An 18,701-nucleotide genomic window follows, 5' to 3' on the forward strand; every position below is an offset into this window, starting at 1 on the left:
CGCTTTTCGGTTGCCGACCACCGGCACGTCGAAGACAATACAGTGGCACGGGACTTGAATGCTGATCGCCCTTGCCCAGACAGCGGAGCCGCCCGGCGACGCCGGCAAGGCAACCAGGCAGGCACGGGCGGGGCGAGTCTGGTTCGACACCAGGGGAAGCGCCGCATAATCACCGTCGTTCGCGGCGATGGCACTGCCTATGACCAACATTTAGACGATCAGGCATACAGCAACTACTCGATGTTGATTTTGCTTTCAGCTTCGCTTGGTGATACGGAAGGGGATGCAAACGGGCGCACGGTGGAGGTCGGAAGTGCGCCAAGCGCGCTAAGTTTGTCTCTCACAGAACTGTAATTTCCGAAGAATTTCGTCCACTTGCTGAACCCGCCTAGTTCGCCAACTGCGCGCAGCATTGCAACATGCGAAGCCGTCAGGAGCTGGACTGTTGCTTCAAGCTCAGCAATGCGTGCGTCCCTCGCGGCTAATACAGCGGATTGTTCTGTCCCGGACATCCGCTTGGTCCGTCCATTCCACCGTCGATAACTGGCCTGCCGCTCCTGATACTTTGAAAGCAACTCCATGCGCAAGGGGCTACGTGTGATCGAGGAAGCTGCTTTGAGCGACGGGTGAAGTCTCGCAACTGCTCGTGCTGTGATATCCACGTTCTCCGCGAGCAGTTGCTCAAGAACTTGCACCATTGCATCTTCTTCAGGTCGTTCGATATTTTCTTCTTTAGTCATCAAGTATTCCGGGTGAGGCGGGTTTGGAAAGGTCCACTCCGTTTGGAAATGCTGGCTGTCCGACTGGTGTAGCCAACAATGTCTGCACACCGTTAAGTCGCTGTTCGGCATGCTCCAACTGGTTTTGCCAGCCAACACTGTTGGACGGTCGCGCTCTGATAATTTCAATCGCGCCCTTGAGTTTTCCTTCCAGGCGAATGAGGTTGCGGCGATTCTCCGGGAGGTCTGTGGCAGAAAGATAACGACAGCCGGAGAAACACTCAAGATGTTTCGGACAGGGGTCTACGGTAAACGAATTTAGACAATGACCGTAAGGGGTAGCATGGAAGCCGTCAGCTTCTGTGCGCAGAAATTCATAGGCGGCAGTATCGCCCTCGTTCCGCTGTATGCGACGGAACGAATCAACGATTGGCCCGTTGGCCTTTCCGACGGTGATCATCTTCGCAACCGTAGTCGCCTTTTCACCGAGCATGATTTCCAGGTCGTCGTCCATCTCAATTTGATCCAGTTCTTCCGCCAGGCTACGGTGGTCGTACTCATAACTTTGGACCACGCTCCTTCGGTTGAATCGCTTCGAAATAATTGTGTCTGCCACTCCCAGGCGGAACAGTTCGGTATTTTGTAGGTGACGCAGCGAATGCGCCTCGATTGTCAGCGCCCGGTCCTCGTCTGTCTGGCCGTACCGTTCGAAAATCGAAGACAGGTGTTTCGCTCCACCAAGCGATAACGCAACGAAGGTGGGGTCAGGGCGGTTCACCGAAATATAGCGCGTAACGTCGCATAACCCGTCGTTACGTTCTTCTGCGAGGGACCGTTTTGGATGCAGAAATAGGAATTCCCACGGCTGAACTGCTCCGGTCGCTAGCGGCAGCGGAGCCAAATCCGACGTCTTCGAGGGAGTTGCCTTCCTGATGAATTCCTCGAGCTCCCCAACTCGCAAGTACGTCTCTCGCCAGTTCATTCGGCTCCCCGCAGCAATAGTTGCACCGTTCGCTGAGCGGAAGCGAAGTTCATACTCGCCGCTATCAATCTGCTTTTGGAGCCGATTTCCGAACATATAAAGTGCTTGATCGAGCTTGCCGCCCTGGTTTTTATAGCTCTCAAACTGTAAGCTGCGAAGCTCTTCGAGTACGCCAAAGGCGAAATCCTCCCGGTACCGGTCAATGAATGGCTGGCGGTCCATGTCGAGCCAAAATGGATTTCCTGTAACCTGAGAATATAATTCGGCCAACGGAATGACATCGCTGGCGTTGTACAACGGAAGAATGCGCCCGGTCTCGCACTGCAACTTAAGAGTATTACGGAGCGGCTGCGTAAGACGGGCTACCCGATCAAGCGACTCCGTAAGGATTTCACGAAACATTTCAGGGACAGGCTGGGTGTTTTCACGCAGGACCACGCTATCCGACTGTTCTTCCTGTTGCTTTTCTGCGAAGTGACGGAGCATCAAGGACGAGGATATGCCGCCGGCTTCCCCTGCGGGACGGCCTCTTGCGTCTAGGTAGGCACGCTCACGTTTCCAGTCGAACGGAAGCAAAGCCGCCTCACCAACCCGAAGGCCGGTAATGATGATCGTGCGGATCGCCGCAAAGCGTAGCTCGTCCACGAACGTATTCGGCTTTTCCGTCATAGAGATTCGCACCAGCTCCCAAAACGCACGCCTTTCTGGCAATCGCTCGGCCCGCTTCCGCTGCTCAAGGTTAGTTCGCAATTCTTCCTTGGACATTGTGTGTTTAGACTTCACACTGCGAACCGGTATCCGAGCAAGTCCGAGCATGGGGTAAATTTGTCCCACATCGCAGATATGGTGTTGGTCAAATACGACTTTGACCAAACCGACGACCAAATCTGCGAGCTTGCCAGAAGCTTGCATGTCCCTGGCAACGTTAATGGCATACCTTAGGTCGTCCAACTGCAACATCCATGGCTCTTTGTCGGTGCAACTAGCGACAACGCGTAACGGGCGAAGGATGCTTTGAATGACGTAACCAGTGGTGTTCCGCTTAAAAAACAATTGATCGGCCACCGCAGCCTTAATGAAATCCTGCCATGCGCTTGAGAGTGACGTTCGCATAAGCGGCGGGAGATTGTTCGCAGCTCTCTGCTGATTAACGATAGCTAGAGCTTTTTGCTCTGAACCAAGGTCGCGCAAATAATGATTTGGTGGCGGAACGTCACCGACAGCCGCGGTGAGATTCCAGCCAATTCCATCCTTGGCTGAGCCTGCGTCGTCTAATGGAATGTCCCAGTCGAACCCTTTTGACATAACCAAATTCCGGCCAAGCTCAACAAAAGCAGTAAATGTTTGACTCATTTCGGATTCGTTTCCAGTTCTTCGATGACGTTCTGAATTTCTGCAATAGTCCGCTGCAATTGCAAATAAGCGGGTGAACGTACGTCACCCCGAGAGCTTTGATCAAAAAATAGTACAACCTCGCGCATATCAGCAAGCACCTGCTGATGGATTTCCCGATTATGAAGCGGCATGAAGCGCCGGCAGCCATAGCATGACGTAACGGGGTTATAAGGGCACGAGGGCTGACCCGAGGAACAGCCGCCAATCCCGCTAATCGGAATTCCGTGTGGAACACCGGCAATCTGTTGCTCCCCCTTAAGTTCTGACAGTTCCTCGTTCGATATAAACCGGTCATGGGCAATTTTTGCCACACGGCGATACACCTCGGAGGCTCCCAGGGCTCGGTTGACACGTTCAGCGTGTGATGCCGCGGTAGCGAAATACACCAGGCCAGTGTTGACTTGGGAATGTCCCATAAACTCTGCGAGTTCTTCATGGCTCGCGCCGGCGTCAACAAGACGCTGCGCAGCTGTATGGCGGAGGTCAGTTAGCGTTCCACGCTCATCCGATTCCAGCAGTTTACGCACGAGTGCAGAGATCCTTCTTCCAACCTCATCCGTGGACTGGGCAGAAAAGAACTTGGCACTTGCATCAGCACCAGTGGCCTCAAGTTTGGATTTTATGTAGACGAACAGCGGAGTCCATTCAACCTTCACCCGCCGTAGCAACGGTTTTCGTTTGGTGTCGCTGCGTTGTTTGGCCATGTGGAACGTTAAGTGAACGGATTTCGTCATATTATGGTCCTTTGACCAAATTCTCACATTCCCGAGAGTGAGCATCGCTATTTGACTTCGGCGCATACCGAACTGGTACGAACATAACAGCATCGCTGCATCGACAATTTCGTCGTGGCTGAGGCTCGCTTCACCAAACGTCGTAAGTTTCGCAACTGTATCGTCTAGGTGACGAACAAGTATAGCTTCCTCATCTACAGATAAGAAAACGTCGCCTGAGCGGACGCCCGCGTATTTGTCCTTTGCAGGCAGGGGCAGGGCGTTCTTCAAATACATCTGGTATTCGTCAGACCAGCCGCAAAGACGCAGAGCGCACAGCAATTGCAGTACATATTTCGCGCAAATATAGGTGCCAGACGGCAGTTCCCGTGCACGTAAAGCTTTCCACACTGGCCCGATTTGAGTCGGCCCAGCTTCAACCAGCGCGGCAACATCGGCAGACTTAAGATGCTGTGCGGCTGATAGGTAACCCACGGCAGATATGATCGCTAAATCTTGCGCTATGATGTATGAAAAAATATGCTTGAATATAACGGAACATTCTTCACCCAGTCGAGCAAAGTCGACAGAGAATTTTTTTCCGAAAGCGGAAATCTCAAATACTGTTAGAGCAGCAGGATTTCTAATTGATCGGACTGCGTCCTCAAACTCGTCATAGTAACGGAGCGCTGGGGGGAGGGCGGGCAACAACCGGCACAGTTCGTGTAAAACTTCTCGATCTGCTGAATAGTGGGCAAATAATGCCTGTTGTTGCTGCGTTGCTCGCTCGCTCATTTATTGTTCCTTAGGTAATGCGCGCAACAGTGCTACGCGGTCATCAAATGCGCTATTCCATACCGTCGCAAGTCTGTCTTCGAATACAGCGCGGGCATAATGTGAAGGCATAGCCGAGGTTTTGGACCATCCAAAGAATGTGCGCAGTTTTTGAAGCGCCTCATCCATCGGATCACTCTTTGCCAGAAGTTGATGAAGCCGCATGACCGCACAGGTATGCCGTAGGTCGTGAGGAGTCACAGAGTCCTTACCAGTCCGGTTCTTAAGTTCCGTCAGCACGGGCTGGGGCAACTTGCTTGAGATTTGTGCGAACGCCTTCGTGATTGCTTCGGTTGATAATGGCAAGTTTGACTGGGAGTTCAGCAAAAATGAGTGCTTCGGACGTCCTCGAAAATTTTGGACGTACATATCTATAACCCCAGCAATAGCCTCACTGATCGGGATCTGACGATACGATGCTGCTGTCTTGATGCCCGGCCTGGAATAGCGAGGGTCTTTTGCAGCGTCCTCATAAGGATTCTCTTGTACGTTCAGCCAAAGGCGGTTTCTGTTGGCCTTCCGGTCGAATCCACTTTTAACAGTATCTGCTGGCAGTAGAAGGACTTCGCCGCGGCGCAGCCCTTGATGAAGCATCAAGAGAAACGCAAAATATATCCGCCATCGCGTTCGCTCCCTGGGAAACGGGTTGAGTTCGGATTCGGGATGAACCATCTTATGAGCACTCAGGCTGCAACACTCCACAAAGTACCAGTACTTCGCATAATCTATATTATGTTAAATGCGCTATTCATGTGAATGGCAAACTGTAGATGGAACAGCAGGCATGCCTCCCTCTCAACACAATCTACGATGCAGTCCAGATCGCTGCAGATGCGTCGTCTGCGGCCTTCACTGCGCGCGCCGCAGTTCGTGCGCTCGTTGCCTCGTATTTCCGTAACTTGTCGAGTTGCGCCTCCAGCCCGTCGGTGATGCACGCCTCCACCAGCGCAGCATTGGTGTACAAGCCGTAGAGATCAACCAGCCGGTAGAAGCCATCTGTCATCACCAGAATGCTGGCACCGTGCTCCAGCCGGACGTTTCGCAGACGCGCCTGGAACGGCCCATTCGGATCGAGACACAGGACACCGGGCGCCGGCGCCATGTTTTGTGATTCGCGCCGAGCACGCAGCATTGGTAGCATCTGTTCGCGTCGACGCAACGGATCCTCGATACCGTCGGCCGTTAGTTTAGAAATTACGTCCTGTAGAACAGCTTCCTGAGGATTTACGAATGGATCCAGATCGATACAAGAACCTGAGCCCGTGTACAACAGCGTCGTGCAGTCGCCTAGACTGTACAGCGTCGCACGTGTCGACTCATCGTGATGCGAAATCCTCAACCAGGTCATTGCTGCGATTGGCCACGCGTGCACTGGAACGTCGCGACCGGCTGCAATCTGCCTGAACTGCGCCCGGACATCGGCGATCGCCATCCTGACGCAATCAGGCTGATCGCGCCCTGGTATCAACATTCGTTGAAGCGCGTCGGTGAATGCATGGACAAACCATGCGACATCACCGCGCCGTTCGTCAATGTAATCCCGTTCCGCTACGGAGGAGCCACCATCAATGACGACAATGTCGCTGACGCCAGCGGAAGTAAACACTGCAACATGGTCATCATTGCGTTGTAACTCGGCGTTGGCACCCGCAGAAACATGCTCAATATTCATCAGACAATGTATATTTGATCATTGTTGGGACTCTACCCTTATCCCACAGAGGGGACAAGAAAATAACGTCACTTCCATTCCTAACTCGACAATATATTCCCTAATGTCGATTGAGATTATTTTAGTCCTGGCCGCCTGTTTCGACCGAATCTGCCATGAAATGATTACGGTGCCTGCTCAGTCTTATTGCATGGAAACCGCACCTCCCGGACCCATGCCGCTGAATTCCTGACATGTCTTAGCCGCACCTTGCCACCTTTGTCATCGTCTCTCACCTTGTTGAAAGTCGCGCATGAAAAACCTGGCCGTCCCGCTTGTCCATTTCGCTGGCATCATCAGCGCTATCGGCGCCCTCATCCACTTCGCGGCCATTGCTGGCGGAACTGCCTGGTATGTTTTCTTCAATGCCCCGCCGCAGGTCGTGGCATCATCGCGTGATGGAACCTGGCTGGCACCGGTGAGCACCAGCATCATCGGGCTACTCATGGCGGTATGCGCGGCCTACGCCTTCTCCGCGCTGGGACGTTTGCCGCGCCTCCCGCTGCCCCGCTTCATGCTGGGCGGTATGGCCGGCGTCTGTTTGTTGCGGGCCGTTGTGATCGTGCCCCTGGCCATCAATCACCCGCAGCTGCGCAATACCTTTGAAGTTGTCAGCGCCGTCATTTGGGGCCTGGCGGGCGCCGGCTTCCTGGTCGCCTGTCTGACTTTGGTTCGCCGGCCGCCAGCCGCTGGCGCGCATGCCGCTCAGGACGATCACCTGAAGATCCCGGAATTGACCTGATGGCGGCTTTGTTGCACATATCCTGTACCGCAGCGGTCAAGCGAATCGATAAGGTCCCGAATACGCACCCATTTGGAAGCGGCGGCGTTTTGCACATGCGCGTGCGAGAGACCCGATTGATTCATTGCAGCGTCCCTTTCAGCGTGCGCTGAACACGCATGAAAATCCACCGCGACATGCTCCCCTGCTCTCGCTGATCGCTGGACTCCCGCCTTCATCCAGACGCCGCATCCATTCCAGGAATACAGCAAGCCGTCCATAGCCGTGAGCTGCGCACGGCACGCAGCCGATGATTTGCGCGTAACCGATGACTGCGTGACAATGCGATAACACTTATTGATCACTCAAAGGAACACCATGAACATCACCGTCCAGAATACCGTCCCCGCAACCACCCGCATCACGCTCGTTGGCGAAATGCACGATGGCAGTTTTGCTGCCGAGGTCATGACCGAGACCGCCGTTCCCTATACGCCGTATTGGGACAACCTGCTTGAACAGCGAATCGTCTATATCCAGCCCGATGATGAACAGCTCGAAGCCATCATCACGGCCTTGAACGAACGTCGTCTGACACTCGACGAGTTACAGAATTACGGCAGTGCTGAAGGTGGCACGTCGTCGATTCCTGTATAAGCATTTGGTCGCCGAACAGGGGAAGTGGCACGCCTCCCCTGCTGACTTATGGCGACCATCGTTGAACGACATCCAACCTTCTTTCTGTAGACTCGTTGGATCTTTGTTATTGATTCCGAAGTTGTTAACTGTTGAGTTATATTTTTCGGTTTTGTTCTTTGTTGGTTAGTTACGTTTTTAAATGGAAGACCACGTCTTCTGTGTCAGTTAGTTAATTCCTCTGTCGCCGTTGGAGCGAAGAATCTCATCATGCCGCTCGTGATCGGTCTTGTGCAGATAGGCTGCCGTCGTCGCGATATTCGCGTGCCCTGCCGTATCTTGCAGCGTCTTGAGTTGCACACCACTGTTTGCATGATTGGTAAGCATACTGTGGCGCAGCCAGTGCGGTGACGCCAGGCGTAGCGTCGACGCACTATCGCCATCCCCTTTCGCTGCCGCATCATCCGCTGCAAGCTGGAAGATCGCCTTGAGTGCTTCGGATGCGGCCTCGTCCGTGATCCCTACGTACTCTTTCGTACGGCTCGACAGCACCAGGGGCATGCGATCGCCCCTGCTCGTCTGCTCCAGCAGACCGAACGCGCGCCGGTAGTCGCGGTAGGCGCCGATGGTGGCTGGGGGAACCGGGAGGCGGCGCGGCTTGTTGCCCTTGCCCAGCACGTCGAGCCACCAGCGCCCGTCGCCCTCGCTGTAGACGGCGCCCATGGTCGCGCTGACGATTTCGTTCAGGCGTGCACCGGTCTGGGCGAACGCGATCAGCAGGAAGCGGTCACGCGCGCGCTGGCGCGCCGTGGCCTCGGTGTCGCCAGGCCGTGCTTCGGCTGCGGCCAGCGCATAGGCAATCGCAGCTGGACTCAGGTAGCGGGTGATGCGGCTCGCGTGTGCAGCGCGGACATTGCGCACGAGCCGCGCAGGATTGCGGCGCAGGTAGCCGGTTTGCTCGGCAAACGTCAGCACGCCCTTGATCGCAATCATCGCCTGGCGGCGGCTGGTGTCGGACAGTGGCCCGGTAAACGGCCGATAACGCGAATCGTTGCGGGGCCATTTGGTGGTGCTGATCCACGCGGTCGGCGGCTGCCGGATGAATTCCTTGTACAGATTGAGGTCGCCGACGTTCAGCTGCTGGAATGTTTTGCCTGCTTCTTCGCGGCACCAGGTCAGGAACCGATACAGCTCCTTCTGCAGATTGGCAATCGATTTGGGGCGGAGCTCGCCATGAGAGATGTATTCGCGCACCAGTTCGGCGTCGCTCGTGGCGGAAGTAACCGGCTCATCGTACATGCTGGAGAAGCTGCCCGCACCGAGCCGGCTGGCGGCCGCCCGATCAGGGTCGGCTGGTGGCAGTGGATCGAGATTGATCGGTACGAACACGGGCATGAGGGCTAAACGAGATGACTGTATGGATATACAGTATAGCATCGTGACACGCAGCTCCGTAAGGGATGATGCCGCAAATTTTCGCTGAATTACCCATGACGGGCGCTCTCGTCCTACAGCGCCATGCCCTGCGCGCCGATACGTGTCCGCCCTGCCCTGCATGACAATGGTTTATCCATTTTACGAAGGGGACTACCATGAACAGCAACGCACCCGCATCGACGACTGCAACCCAGGACGACGCCACGGTCGGTATTGGCGGCCAGACCAGCGGCCAGCAAGGCGCGACGCCATCGCATGAGTCGCAAACGGAAACCGGCGGCAATGGCGGCCCGGGGCTGACCCGCAATCAATCAGGTCCGTACGTGAACGCACCCGATGGTACCGAAGGCAATGAGCCGCCTGTTACCGACGGCAGCGCCGCGCCGCAGCCGGAAACGCCAAGCACTGTGCCACTCGACACCGCAGCAACGCATGCCAATCCAGGTGCGCAGGACACGCGGCCAGGCCAGGCTGGCCCGAAAGTGACGGGAATGGGCGCGCCGGAAACGGGTGGCAATCAAACTGCAGGTGATCTGCCGCCATTCACGCGCTGATGCGCGGTGTGCCCGTCACTAACGTTTCGATATTCGCCTGGCCAGCTGTTCACGCAGGCCAGGCGAACACAAAAGCTTCACGGCGGGCCTCCTGCAGCAGCATATGCATTCTTTGAGGCCTGTGCCGCGACCTGCTCTCGCTGCGCCAACTTGCGCCACCAGATCCACGACACGATCGCATTCACCCAGAAGCACATGTACAGGAACGCCGTCAGGTACAAGCCACGGCTGAAATACAGCGGCACCGCAATGGTGTTCACCAGCAGCCAGACCGGCCAGCTCTCGATGCGCCGCCCCATCATCAGTAATTGCGCGATGACGGAAAACACAAGCACCGCCGAATCGATGAACGGCGCGTAAGCCTTGGTATGGAAGTGAAGTGCAGCGCCATACGCGCCAGTGGCAATGAGTCCGACCGGCGTCATCCATGCCATCGTACGCCAGCCCGCACGGGTAATCGGCAGCGGTGCGCCTTCCTTGCCACGCAACCAGCGCCACCACCCCAGCACACCCGTCACGACAAAGAAGGCTTGCAGCACGACGTCGGCATACAGTTGCGACTGCATGAATAGCACGCCGAACAGGGTACAGCCAACAATCCCTGTCCACCACGTGTGGACGTTGTTGCGGCCTGCCAGGAAAATGGCGACAGCCGTGAAGAAGTTCGCGGCCAGTTCGAGGGGAGATATCATCGGATGCGGCTGGGCCAGGCTGGGAACATAGTGAGTGTCCTCTGAATGAGAGCGGCTACTCTACGCCACTCTCATGCCCCGCCGCAAGTTAGTGCAGAAGAATGCTTACAGCTTGATCGTGCCGTGCTCCGAATCCAGATCCGGCTGCTTGCCGGTCACGGCTGCCTTGGCGACCGCAAACAGGCGCACCATCTTGCTGTCGTTCGAATCCCAGTACTCGGCTGCGTGCGGAACCACGCGCACGAGCACGGCATGCTGGTCTTCCGGGCCGGCCGGGAACCAGGCTTGCACCATCGGGTTCCACATGCTGCGGATCTTGTCGCGATCGACAATGCGCTCGGCGGTACCGCTGACCGACACATAGGTGCTGTCGTCAGGTTCCGAGAAACTGATGTTCACTTCCGGCTGGTGCGCGATGCTGTCCCACAGGTCGGTGGCCGAGTGCACGAAGAACCAGATGCCGCCTTCGGCATCGACGTCCTGCTTGGTCATCGGCTGGCTGGCCAGGTGGTCGTGCTGGTCACGGAACGTGAACATGGCAAAGCGCAGGGAACCGATACGGTCTTCGAGGGCTGCTACGTGGGTGCGGTCTGCAGTCATGGTGAATCCTTGATTGGGTGAGTAATAACTCATCCTAACGCGCCGCACGCCGCCCTTCGGTGCGCGGGCGTACATTTGCGACCCGCAATTGCTGACTTCGGCCTGGTCACGCTGTCCCGCAGCCGGTGGCAAATGGCTTATAGTATTGCCTCTGTAAACATTTCAACAATCCCATGAAATTCGACGTCGCAATCGTCGGCAGCGGCCTGGCCGGCCTGTCGGTAGCCCTGCACCTGGCCCAGACCCGCAAGGTTGCCATCATCTCCAAGCGTACCCTGCTCGACGGCGCCAGCGCCTGGGCCCAGGGTGGTATCGCCGCCGTGCTCGATTCGGGCGACAGCCACGAGCAGCACGTGGCCGATACCCTGGTTGCCGGCGCCGGTCTGTGCGACGAGACTGCCACCCGCTACATCGTCGAACACGGGCGCGAAGCCATCGAATGGCTGATTGATCAGGGCGTGCCTTTTACGCGCGACCCGACAGCCGAAATGGGCTTTCACCTGACGCGCGAAGGCGGCCATGGCCAGCGACGGATTATCCATGCAGCCGACGCCACCGGATACGCCGTGCAAGTCACGCTGGAACAGAAGGTACGCGCCCACCCGAATATTTCGCTGTTCGAGCACCATGTCGCGATCGACGTCATCACGTCCGCCAAACTGCGGCCCAAGGTGGGGCATGGCAGCCAGCCCCGTTGCTATGGCCTGCATGTGCAGGATGTGAACAGTGGCGACGTGCTCACCTTCGAGGCGGAGCACACGGTGCTGGCCACGGGCGGCGCCGGCAAGGTCTATCTGTACACGACGAACCCCGACACTGCTACCGGCGACGGCATCGCGATGGCCTGGCGCGCCGGCTGCCGGGTGTCGAACATGGAATTCATCCAGTTCCATCCTACCTGCCTGTACCACCCGTATGCGAAGTCGTTCCTGATCACCGAAGCGATTCGCGGCGAAGGCGGCCTGCTCAAGCTGCCGCCCGAGGCGGGCGCGCAGGCCGACGAGCGTTTCATGCCGGCGCATGACGAGCGCGGCGAACTGGCGCCACGCGACGTCGTGGCGCGCGCCATCGACTTCGAGATGAAGAAACGGGGCCTCGATTACGTCAACCTCGACATCAGCCACCAGCCGCCCGAATTTTTGATGGAGCACTTCCCGACCATTTATGCGCGCTGCCTCGAGCTGGGCATCGACATCACGCAACAACCGATTCCCGTCGTGCCGGCCGTGCACTTTACCTGCGGTGGCGTTGTCACCGACCTGGCCGGACGCACCGATATCCCTGGCCTGTATGCGGTGGGCGAAGTCGCCTGCACCGGCCTGCATGGCGCCAACCGGCTGGCCAGCAATTCGCTGCTCGAATGCGTCGTCGTCGGGCGCGCCTGCGCGCAGCAGATCGCTGCGAGTCCGGCGATTGCCAACCCGGCGCTGCCAGACTGGGACGCGAGCCGCGTGACGAACGCCGACGAAGAAGTGGTCATCGCCCACAACTGGGACGAGCTGCGGCGCTTCATGTGGAATTACGTCGGCATCGTGCGCACGACCAAGCGCCTCGAACGCGCGCTGCACCGGATCAAGCTGCTCAAGGAAGAAATCGACGAGTACTACCGCAACTTCCGCATCACGCCCGATCTGCTCGAGCTGCGCAATCTGGTCGAAGTGGCGCATCTGATCGTGAAAAGCGCGATGTCGCGCCATGAAAGCCGCGGCCTGCACTACTCGCGCGACTTCCCGGACACCCTGCCCAAGGCACTGCCGAGCGTGCTCACGCCGCGCAGACGCTAGCATGGAACGGCAGCGGCTTTCACTCACGACAGTCCTGCTACTGAGCATCCCGCCCGTACTCTGGGCGGGCAATGCCATCATCGGCCGCCTCGTGCGCGACGCCATGCCGCCGATGACGCTCAATCTGCTGCGCTGGTCGATAGCGCTCGTGATCCTGCTAGTGCTGGGCCGCGCCGCACTGCGTCCTGGCAGCGGCGTGCTGCACAACTGGCGCCGCTACGCCCTGCTTGGCCTCCTGGGCATTGGCCTGTATAACTCGATGCAATACCTGGCGCTGACGACCTCGTCGCCGCTGAACGTGACGCTCGTCGCGTCCGGCGTGCCGGTCTGGATGCTGCTGGTCGGCCGGCTGTTCTACGACGTGCCGGTCAAGGGGCGCCAGATCGGCGGCGCCGTGCTGTCGATTGCCGGCGTGCTGGTCGTCATGTGCCGGGGCAGCCTGGCCGAGCTGGCCGCGCTGCGCCTCGTGGCGGGCGACCTGATCATGATCGTGGCGACGATTGTCTGGTCGTTCTACAGCTGGTCGCTGCTGCAGAAGCACGATGTGCCGGCGCTGCGTGCGGACTGGGCCGCCTTCCTGCTGGCCCAGGTTGCGTATGGCGTGCTGTGGTCGGCCGCGCTGGCCGGCGGCGAGTGGGCGCTGGGCGCGCCGCAAATCGTCTGGAGCTGGCCCCTTGCCGCCGCGCTGCTGTACCTGGCAATCGGGCCGGCGATCATCGCCATGCGCTGCTGGGGCGCGGGCGTCCAGCGTGCCGGGCCCGGGATCAGTGCGTTCTTCATCAATCTGACGCCGTTGTTCACGGCGCTGCTGTCGGCCGCCTTCCTGGGCGAACTGCCGCAGTTGTACCACGTGGCGGCGTTCGGCCTGATCGTCGGCGGGATCGTCGTATCGGCGCGCTGATTGCAGAGCGGTGGTACGATTCCACCCATGAACGACGAACCTCGCAACCCAATTGGCGAACACCACGCGGCCACGCAGCTGGCCACGTTTCTCGAACAGTATCCACGTGCGCTGGTGCTGACCGGCGCCGGCCTGTCGACCGCGTCCGGCATTCCCGATTACCGCGACCGGGATGGCGTGCGGCGCGGCAGGCTTCCCATCCAGGGCCCGGAATTCCGGCGCGACCCGGCAATCCAGCGCCGCTATTGGGCGCGCAGCATGGTGGGCTGGCGGATGATGTCCGGCGCCGCGCCGAACGCAGGCCACCGCGCGCTCGCCGCGCTTGGTGCGGACAAGCGGATCGGCTCGATTCTTACGCAAAACGTCGATGGCCTGCATACCCGGGCGGGCAGCCGCGACGTGCTGGAATTGCATGGAAATATCCACCACGTGACGTGCCTCGGCTGTGGGGCGAACTTCACGCGCGCTGCGCTGCAGGTGCAGCTGGAGGCGGACAATCCGGGCCTGCGCCAGGTTCTTGCGCAGCCGCTGCCCGATGGCGACGCCGAGATCGATCCGGATGCGGTGACGGAATTCACGGCGCCGGCATGCGTGCACTGTGGCGGCATGCTGATGCCCGACGTCGTGTTCTTTGGCGACAATGTGCCGGCAGCGCGCACGGCAGCCGCGCTGGCGCGGATGGAAGCGGCCGACGCACTCCTGGTGGTCGGCTCGTCGCTGATGGTGTATTCGGGGTTTCGCTTTTGTCGGCTGGCCGAAGCGGCCGGCAAACCAATTGCGGCGCTGAACCTCGGCCGCACGCGCGCTGACGACATGCTGACGCTGAAGATTGAAGCGTCCGCCGAGCGGGTCTTGCCGCTCGTGGCCGGATTGCCGTAGCGTGGGCGGGTTTCCCGCCCACGCGTTCAAATTAAGCTGATTTTGTGGCGCGCAACATATCGTTGAACGCGTGGACGGCACAGCCGTCCACCCTACTAATTATTGCTGAACTTGATCACCAGGCCAGTGATCAACGCCGCCGCCATTGCAATCGACAGCACGCCATGCAACACAGGCGAGCCGATCGACGCATCGGACGCCGCGGCATCCCGCTGCATCGCCATCGCGCGGCTCAGCACGACCGGCCGCAGGAAGCCGCGAATACCGACCAGCAGCATGCCGATGCCGAAGAACAGTTCGCCCTTCATATTGTAGAGAATCCCGTCCATCAACTGGGGCACGCCCAGCAGCAGGCCGAAGCCAAGCCAGAACAGGCGAAAGACGAGCGAGCGCTTCAATTTAGTGGTGATCGACATAGTGTGGTCTGAGAGTTGAGCGGTGCGATCAGACGATGCGCAGCGAGTAATCGGTGGCGTGCACGTCCTTGGTCAGGCTGCCGATGGAAATGCGGTTCACGCCCGTTTCGGCAATCGCGCGCACGGTGTCCAGGTTGATGCCGCCCGACGCTTCCAGCAGCGCACGGCCGCTATTGACCTGCACCGCCTCGCGCATCATGGCCAGGTCGAAGTTATCAAGCAGTACCGACTTGACGCCGGCACCCAGCGCTTCTTCAAGCTGGGCGATGGTTTCGACTTCGATCTGCACCGGCACGCCGGCGTTCAGGCTGGCGGCCGCCGTCAGCGCGGGCGTGACGCCCCCGGCAGCGGCAATGTGATTTTCCTTGATCAGGATGCCGTCATACAGCGCCATGCGCTGGTTCTTGCCACCACCGACCCGTACTGCGTACTTCTGCGCCTGGCGCAGGCCCGGCAAGGTCTTGCGGGTGTCGAGAATTGCCGCGTTCGTGCCCGCGATGACGTCGACGTAGCGCCGGGTGGCAGTGGCCACGCCAGATAGCAGCTGCAGGAAGTTCAGCGCGGCGCGCTCGGCCGTGAGCAGCGCGCGCGGGTTCGCCGTGATGGTGCAGACGGTGCTGTTGGCGGGCATCAGGTCGCCTTCGGCAAACTGCCACGCGATGTCGGTGTCCTGGTCGACCGCGAGCATGACGCCCTCGAACCACGGCGCGCCGCACAGCACGGCCGCTTCGCGCACGATCACGCGCGCCGAGACGCGGGTGTCGTTCGGCACGAGTTTGCCGGTCAGATCGCCACTGCCGATGTCTTCCAGCAGTGCGGCCAGGATATTCTGTTCGAACGCCGCCTGCAGCTTGTCATCAAACTGGGCGTGGGGATTGTGCAGACTGGTCATGCGGGGCCGACTCCGGAAAACATGGGGGCATTCTGTTCGAGCGCGCCGGTGGGCAGCGCCTTGGCGCGTTTGGCCGCAGCAAAATCGAGCATGCGGTCGATGGCGCGTTTGGCTTGCAGGCCGACAGCAGGGTCGACGTGCACCTGATTGGCGCCAGATTCAAGCACCTCTGCCAGATTGCGCAGGCCGTTCATGGCCATCCACGGGCAATGCGCGCAGCTCTTGCAGGTAGCGCTGTTGCCGGCGGTCGGCGCTTCGATGAAGGTCTTGCCGGGGGCGGCCATCTTCATCTTGTGCAGGATGCCATTGTCGGTGGCGACGATGAAGTGGGTGGCGTCCAGCGTCTGCGCGGCGTTGATCAGCTGCGTGGTCGAGCCGACCACGTCGGCCTGCGCCACGACGTTCGCTGGCGACTCCGGGTGCACGAGCACCTTGGCCAGCGGGTACTCGGCCTTGAGCAGGTCGAGTTCGATGCCCTTGAATTCATCGTGCACGAGGCACGAACCCTGCCACAGCAGCATGTCGGCGCCAGTCTTGGACTGGATGTACGAGCCAAGGTGACGGTCGGGCGCCCACAGGATTTTCTTGCCCTGCGCGTGCAGCTCGGCCACGATGTCCAGACCGATGGACGACGTCACCATCCAGTCGGCGCGCGCTTTGACTGCAGCGCTCGTGTTGGCGTAGACGACGACGGTGCGGTCGGGATGCTGGTCGCAGAACGCGGCGAACTCGTCGGCCGGGCAACCGAGGTCGAGCGAACAGGTCGCATCGAGATCGGGCATCAGGATGGTTTTTTCGGGGCTGAGGATCTTGGCCGTTTCGCCCATGAAGCGCACGCCGGCGACGACGAGCGTCTGCGCGGCATGGTCACGGCCGAAGCGCGCCATTTCGAGCGAGTCGGACACGCAGCCGCCCGTTTCTTCGGCCAGGTCCTGCAGGTCGGCGTCCACATAGTAGTGGGCGACGAGGACCGCGCCTTTTTCTTTCAGCAGGCGCCGGATCTTGTCCTTGAGCGCGTTGCGTTCGGCCAGTTCGGGCGCGCTGGGGATGCGTGCCCAGGCCTCGGCAGTGCAGGCCAGACCGGCCTGGGGCCGGTCGTATTCATACGTCTTGATCGGTACGGTGTCCATACTCTTCTCGGTCTCCATGGCAGGGCCGCAGGCCCTGCCTTTGCTGCATTACGCGTCGATGCCCTGGCTCGCCAGGTATTCCTCGTAGTTGCCACGGAAATCGACGATCTCGTTTTCGCGGATTTCCAGCACGCGCGTGGCCAGCGACGAGACGAACTCGCGGTCGTGCGAAACGAAGATGAGGGTGCCGGCGTATTTATCCAGCGCGATGTTGAGCGACTCGATCGACTCCATGTCCATGTGGTTGGTCGGCTCATCGAGCAGCAGCACATTGTGACGGCCCAGCATCAGCTTGCCGTACATCATGCGGCCCTTCTCGCCACCGGACAGCACATTGACCGACTTCTTGACTTCGTCGCCGCCAAACAGCAGACGACCCAGGATCGAGCGCACGGCCTGGTCGTCGTCACCTTCTTGCGTCCACTGGCCCATCCAGTCAGTCAGGTTGTCGCCCACCGCGAATTCTTCGGTCGGATCCTGCGGCATGTAACCAGGATTGGCGTTCTCGGCCCACTTGACGCGGCCACCATCCGGCTGCAGACCGCACAGCTCGCCGCCAATCGTGCGCAGCAGCGTGGTCTTGCCGGCCCCGTTGGCGCCGATGATCGCGATGCGCTCGCCGGCCTCGACCATGATCGAGAAATTCTTGAACAGCTGACGGTCGTAGGCTTTCGAGATGTTCTCGGCTTCCACCGCCAGGCGGTGCAGCTTCTTCTCGCCTTCGAAGCGCACGAAGGGATAGGCGCGCGAGGATGGCTTGAACTCTTCGATCTTGATCTTGTCGATCTGCTTGGCGCGCGAGGTGGCCTGGCGTGCCTTGGACTTGTTGGCCGAGAAGCGGCGGACAAAATCCTGCAGTTCCGCGACCTTCTCCTTGGCCTTGGCATTGTTCGACAGCTGCTGGTTGCGTGCCTGCGTCGAGGCCAGCATGTATTCGTCGTAGTTACCCGGATACACCTTCAGCGTACCGTAATCCATGTCGGCCACGTGCGTGCAGACCTGGTTCAGGAAGTGGCGATCGTGGGAAATGATGATCATCGTGGAGTTACGCTCGTTGAGCATGTCTTCCAGCCAGCGAATCGTGTTGATGTCCAGGTTGTTGGTCGGCTCGTCGAGCAGCAGGATGTCCGGATTCGAGAACAGCGCCTGCGCCAGCAGCACGCGCAGCTTCCAGCCCGGCGCCACGGCGCTCATCGGCCCCTGGTGCAGCTCGGTGCCGATACCCAGGCCCAGCAGCAGTTCGCCAGCGCGCGCTTCGGCCGAGTAGCCGTCGTATTCGGCGACCTTGCCTTCGAGCTCGGCGGCTTTCATGTAGTCGTCGTCCGTGGCTTCGAGGTTGGCGTAGATCGCATCGCGTTCGGCGATCGCGTTCCACAGCTCGGTGTGGCCCATCATGACGACGTCGAGCACGCGCGTGTCTTCGTAGGCGAACTGGTCCTGGCGCAGCTTACCCAGGCGCTCGCCCGGATCCAGGCTGACGTTACCGGCGGACGGCTCGAGGTCGCCGCCCAGGATTTTCATGAACGTCGACTTGCCGCAGCCGTTGGCGCCGATCAGGCCGTAGCGGTTGCCGTCGCCGAAGCGCACGGAAATGTTCTCGAAGAGCGGCTTGGCGCCGAATTGCATCGTGATGTTGGCTGTGGATAGCACTGTATGACCCCAAAAAGCGTATTTGATTAACCGGCTATTTTACCATCGCATGCCC

The 18,701-nt window shown here is 59.4% G+C and carries 18 protein-coding genes; 6 read left to right on the forward strand and 12 right to left on the reverse strand.

The genetic code is table 11. The features are described from left to right. Positions 1-233 precede the first annotated feature (233 nt). From AC56LV_RS05395 to AC56LV_RS05415, 5 genes are all read right to left on the reverse strand, one after another. On the reverse strand, positions 234-740 hold the full coding sequence (locus AC56LV_RS05395; protein WP_499556375.1) for a Maf family protein: 507 nt from the start codon (positions 738-740) through the stop codon (positions 234-236). Then, entirely contained in the window at positions 733-3,054 is a 2,322-nt protein-coding gene (locus AC56LV_RS05400) for a hypothetical protein (protein ID WP_499556376.1), read from the reverse strand. The genes AC56LV_RS05395 and AC56LV_RS05400 overlap by 8 nt, the downstream gene beginning before the upstream one ends. Continuing rightward, positions 3,051-4,604 (reverse strand): site-specific integrase, encoded by a 1,554-nt coding sequence (locus AC56LV_RS05405; protein ID WP_499556377.1) that lies wholly within the window; start codon positions 4,602-4,604, stop codon positions 3,051-3,053. Before AC56LV_RS05405 ends, AC56LV_RS05400 begins: the two co-directional genes overlap by 4 nt. Then, the gene (locus AC56LV_RS05410) at positions 4,605-5,315 is read right to left on the reverse strand and encodes a site-specific integrase (RefSeq protein WP_499556378.1); all 711 of its coding nucleotides are present in this window, start codon (positions 5,313-5,315) and stop codon (positions 4,605-4,607) included. Between the two features lie 133 nt (positions 5,316-5,448). After that, positions 5,449-6,315 carry a hypothetical protein gene (locus AC56LV_RS05415; protein WP_499556379.1) on the reverse strand — a complete coding sequence of 289 codons (867 nt, stop codon included), beginning with the start codon at positions 6,313-6,315 and terminating at the stop codon, positions 5,449-5,451. A 292-nt stretch (positions 6,316-6,607) separates the two neighbouring features. Between AC56LV_RS05415 and AC56LV_RS05420 the strand changes: the two genes are divergently transcribed. Together AC56LV_RS05420 and AC56LV_RS05425 are read left to right on the forward strand one after the other, a co-directional pair. Continuing rightward, complete coding sequence (locus tag AC56LV_RS05420) at positions 6,608-7,096, forward strand: hypothetical protein (protein WP_499556380.1); 489 nt, start codon at positions 6,608-6,610, stop codon at positions 7,094-7,096. A gap of 357 nt (positions 7,097-7,453) precedes the next feature. Continuing rightward, positions 7,454-7,732 (forward strand): hypothetical protein, encoded by a 279-nt coding sequence (locus tag AC56LV_RS05425; protein ID WP_499556381.1) that lies wholly within the window; start codon positions 7,454-7,456, stop codon positions 7,730-7,732. Between the two features lie 207 nt (positions 7,733-7,939). On the opposite strand, the gene AC56LV_RS05430 is transcribed toward AC56LV_RS05425, so the two are convergent. Continuing rightward, complete coding sequence (locus AC56LV_RS05430) at positions 7,940-9,106, reverse strand: tyrosine-type recombinase/integrase (protein WP_499556382.1); 1,167 nt, start codon at positions 9,104-9,106, stop codon at positions 7,940-7,942. Positions 9,107-9,303: 197 nt separating this feature from the next. On the opposite strand from AC56LV_RS05430, the gene AC56LV_RS05435 reads away from it, so the two are divergent. After that, the gene (locus tag AC56LV_RS05435; protein ID WP_499556383.1) at positions 9,304-9,702 is read left to right on the forward strand and encodes a hypothetical protein; all 399 of its coding nucleotides are present in this window, start codon (positions 9,304-9,306) and stop codon (positions 9,700-9,702) included. Positions 9,703-9,779: 77 nt separating this feature from the next. Here the strand turns inward: AC56LV_RS05435 and pnuC are convergent, their stop codons facing one another. Together pnuC and AC56LV_RS05445 are read right to left on the reverse strand one after the other, a co-directional pair. Next, positions 9,780-10,394: a nicotinamide riboside transporter PnuC gene (pnuC, locus tag AC56LV_RS05440; protein WP_499556384.1), complete on the reverse strand. Its 615-nt coding sequence runs from the start codon at positions 10,392-10,394 to the stop codon at positions 9,780-9,782. Between the two features lie 105 nt (positions 10,395-10,499). After that, positions 10,500-10,994 carry a pyridoxamine 5'-phosphate oxidase family protein gene (locus tag AC56LV_RS05445; RefSeq protein WP_482898778.1) on the reverse strand — a complete coding sequence of 165 codons (495 nt, stop codon included), beginning with the start codon at positions 10,992-10,994 and terminating at the stop codon, positions 10,500-10,502. Positions 10,995-11,167: 173 nt separating this feature from the next. Between AC56LV_RS05445 and nadB the strand changes: the two genes are divergently transcribed. From nadB to AC56LV_RS05460, 3 genes are read left to right on the forward strand one after another with little or no spacing between them, the layout of a single operon-like run. Then, the gene (nadB, locus tag AC56LV_RS05450; RefSeq protein WP_499556385.1) at positions 11,168-12,778 is read left to right on the forward strand and encodes an L-aspartate oxidase; all 1,611 of its coding nucleotides are present in this window, start codon (positions 11,168-11,170) and stop codon (positions 12,776-12,778) included. A 1-nt stretch (position 12,779) separates the two neighbouring features. Further along, positions 12,780-13,679, forward strand: a complete 900-nt coding sequence (locus AC56LV_RS05455) for a DMT family transporter (RefSeq protein ID WP_499556386.1) — start codon at positions 12,780-12,782, stop codon at positions 13,677-13,679. Between the two features lie 27 nt (positions 13,680-13,706). Next, positions 13,707-14,558 (forward strand): NAD-dependent protein deacetylase, encoded by an 852-nt coding sequence (locus AC56LV_RS05460; RefSeq protein ID WP_499556387.1) that lies wholly within the window; start codon positions 13,707-13,709, stop codon positions 14,556-14,558. 95 nt (positions 14,559-14,653) lie between these two features. Here the strand turns inward: AC56LV_RS05460 and AC56LV_RS05465 are convergent, their stop codons facing one another. Genes AC56LV_RS05465 through AC56LV_RS05480 form a run of 4 tightly spaced genes read right to left on the reverse strand, consistent with a single transcriptional unit; the run spans position 14,654 to position 18,646 of the window. Beyond that, positions 14,654-14,974, reverse strand: coding sequence for a hypothetical protein (locus AC56LV_RS05465; protein WP_183552409.1), 321 nt, complete (start codon positions 14,972-14,974; stop codon positions 14,654-14,656). Between the two features lie 28 nt (positions 14,975-15,002). Next, on the reverse strand, positions 15,003-15,866 hold the full coding sequence (nadC, locus tag AC56LV_RS05470; RefSeq protein WP_499556388.1) for a carboxylating nicotinate-nucleotide diphosphorylase: 864 nt from the start codon (positions 15,864-15,866) through the stop codon (positions 15,003-15,005). After that, positions 15,863-16,996: a quinolinate synthase NadA gene (gene nadA, locus AC56LV_RS05475; protein WP_499556389.1), complete on the reverse strand. Its 1,134-nt coding sequence runs from the start codon at positions 16,994-16,996 to the stop codon at positions 15,863-15,865. The genes nadC and nadA overlap by 4 nt, the downstream gene beginning before the upstream one ends. A 48-nt stretch (positions 16,997-17,044) precedes the next feature. Next, complete coding sequence (locus tag AC56LV_RS05480) at positions 17,045-18,646, reverse strand: ABC-F family ATPase (RefSeq protein ID WP_183552413.1); 1,602 nt, start codon at positions 18,644-18,646, stop codon at positions 17,045-17,047. Positions 18,647-18,701: the final 55 nt, after the last annotated feature.

The sequence above is a fragment of the Telluria sp. RB2R28 genome (assembly GCF_059685835.1).

Excerpts from the sequence above, each read along its gene's own strand:
- AC56LV_RS05400 (WP_499556376.1), bottom strand. The coding sequence starts at position 3,054 with ATGAGTCAAACATTTACTGCTTTTGTTGAGCTTGGCCGGAATTTGGTT.
- nadB (WP_499556385.1), top strand. The coding sequence starts at position 11,168 with ATGAAATTCGACGTCGCAATCGTCGGCAGCGGCCTGGCCGGCCTGTCG.
- AC56LV_RS05430 (WP_499556382.1), bottom strand. The coding sequence starts at position 9,106 with ATGCCCGTGTTCGTACCGATCAATCTCGATCCACTGCCACCAGCCGAC.
- AC56LV_RS05410 (WP_499556378.1), bottom strand. The coding sequence starts at position 5,315 with ATGGTTCATCCCGAATCCGAACTCAACCCGTTTCCCAGGGAGCGAACG.
- AC56LV_RS05460 (WP_499556387.1), top strand. The coding sequence starts at position 13,707 with ATGAACGACGAACCTCGCAACCCAATTGGCGAACACCACGCGGCCACG.
- AC56LV_RS05395 (WP_499556375.1), bottom strand. The coding sequence starts at position 740 with ATGACTAAAGAAGAAAATATCGAACGACCTGAAGAAGATGCAATGGTG.
- nadA (WP_499556389.1), bottom strand. The coding sequence starts at position 16,996 with ATGGACACCGTACCGATCAAGACGTATGAATACGACCGGCCCCAGGCC.
- AC56LV_RS05405 (WP_499556377.1), bottom strand. The coding sequence starts at position 4,604 with ATGAGCGAGCGAGCAACGCAGCAACAACAGGCATTATTTGCCCACTAT.
- AC56LV_RS05415 (WP_499556379.1), bottom strand. The coding sequence starts at position 6,315 with ATGAATATTGAGCATGTTTCTGCGGGTGCCAACGCCGAGTTACAACGC.
- AC56LV_RS05455 (WP_499556386.1), top strand. The coding sequence starts at position 12,780 with ATGGAACGGCAGCGGCTTTCACTCACGACAGTCCTGCTACTGAGCATC.
- AC56LV_RS05465 (WP_183552409.1), bottom strand. The coding sequence starts at position 14,974 with ATGTCGATCACCACTAAATTGAAGCGCTCGCTCGTCTTTCGCCTGTTC.
- AC56LV_RS05445 (WP_482898778.1), bottom strand. The coding sequence starts at position 10,994 with ATGACTGCAGACCGCACCCACGTAGCAGCCCTCGAAGACCGTATCGGT.
- nadC (WP_499556388.1), bottom strand. The coding sequence starts at position 15,866 with ATGACCAGTCTGCACAATCCCCACGCCCAGTTTGATGACAAGCTGCAG.
- AC56LV_RS05435 (WP_499556383.1), top strand. The coding sequence starts at position 9,304 with ATGAACAGCAACGCACCCGCATCGACGACTGCAACCCAGGACGACGCC.
- AC56LV_RS05425 (WP_499556381.1), top strand. The coding sequence starts at position 7,454 with ATGAACATCACCGTCCAGAATACCGTCCCCGCAACCACCCGCATCACG.
- pnuC (WP_499556384.1), bottom strand. The coding sequence starts at position 10,394 with ATGATATCTCCCCTCGAACTGGCCGCGAACTTCTTCACGGCTGTCGCC.
- AC56LV_RS05420 (WP_499556380.1), top strand. The coding sequence starts at position 6,608 with ATGAAAAACCTGGCCGTCCCGCTTGTCCATTTCGCTGGCATCATCAGC.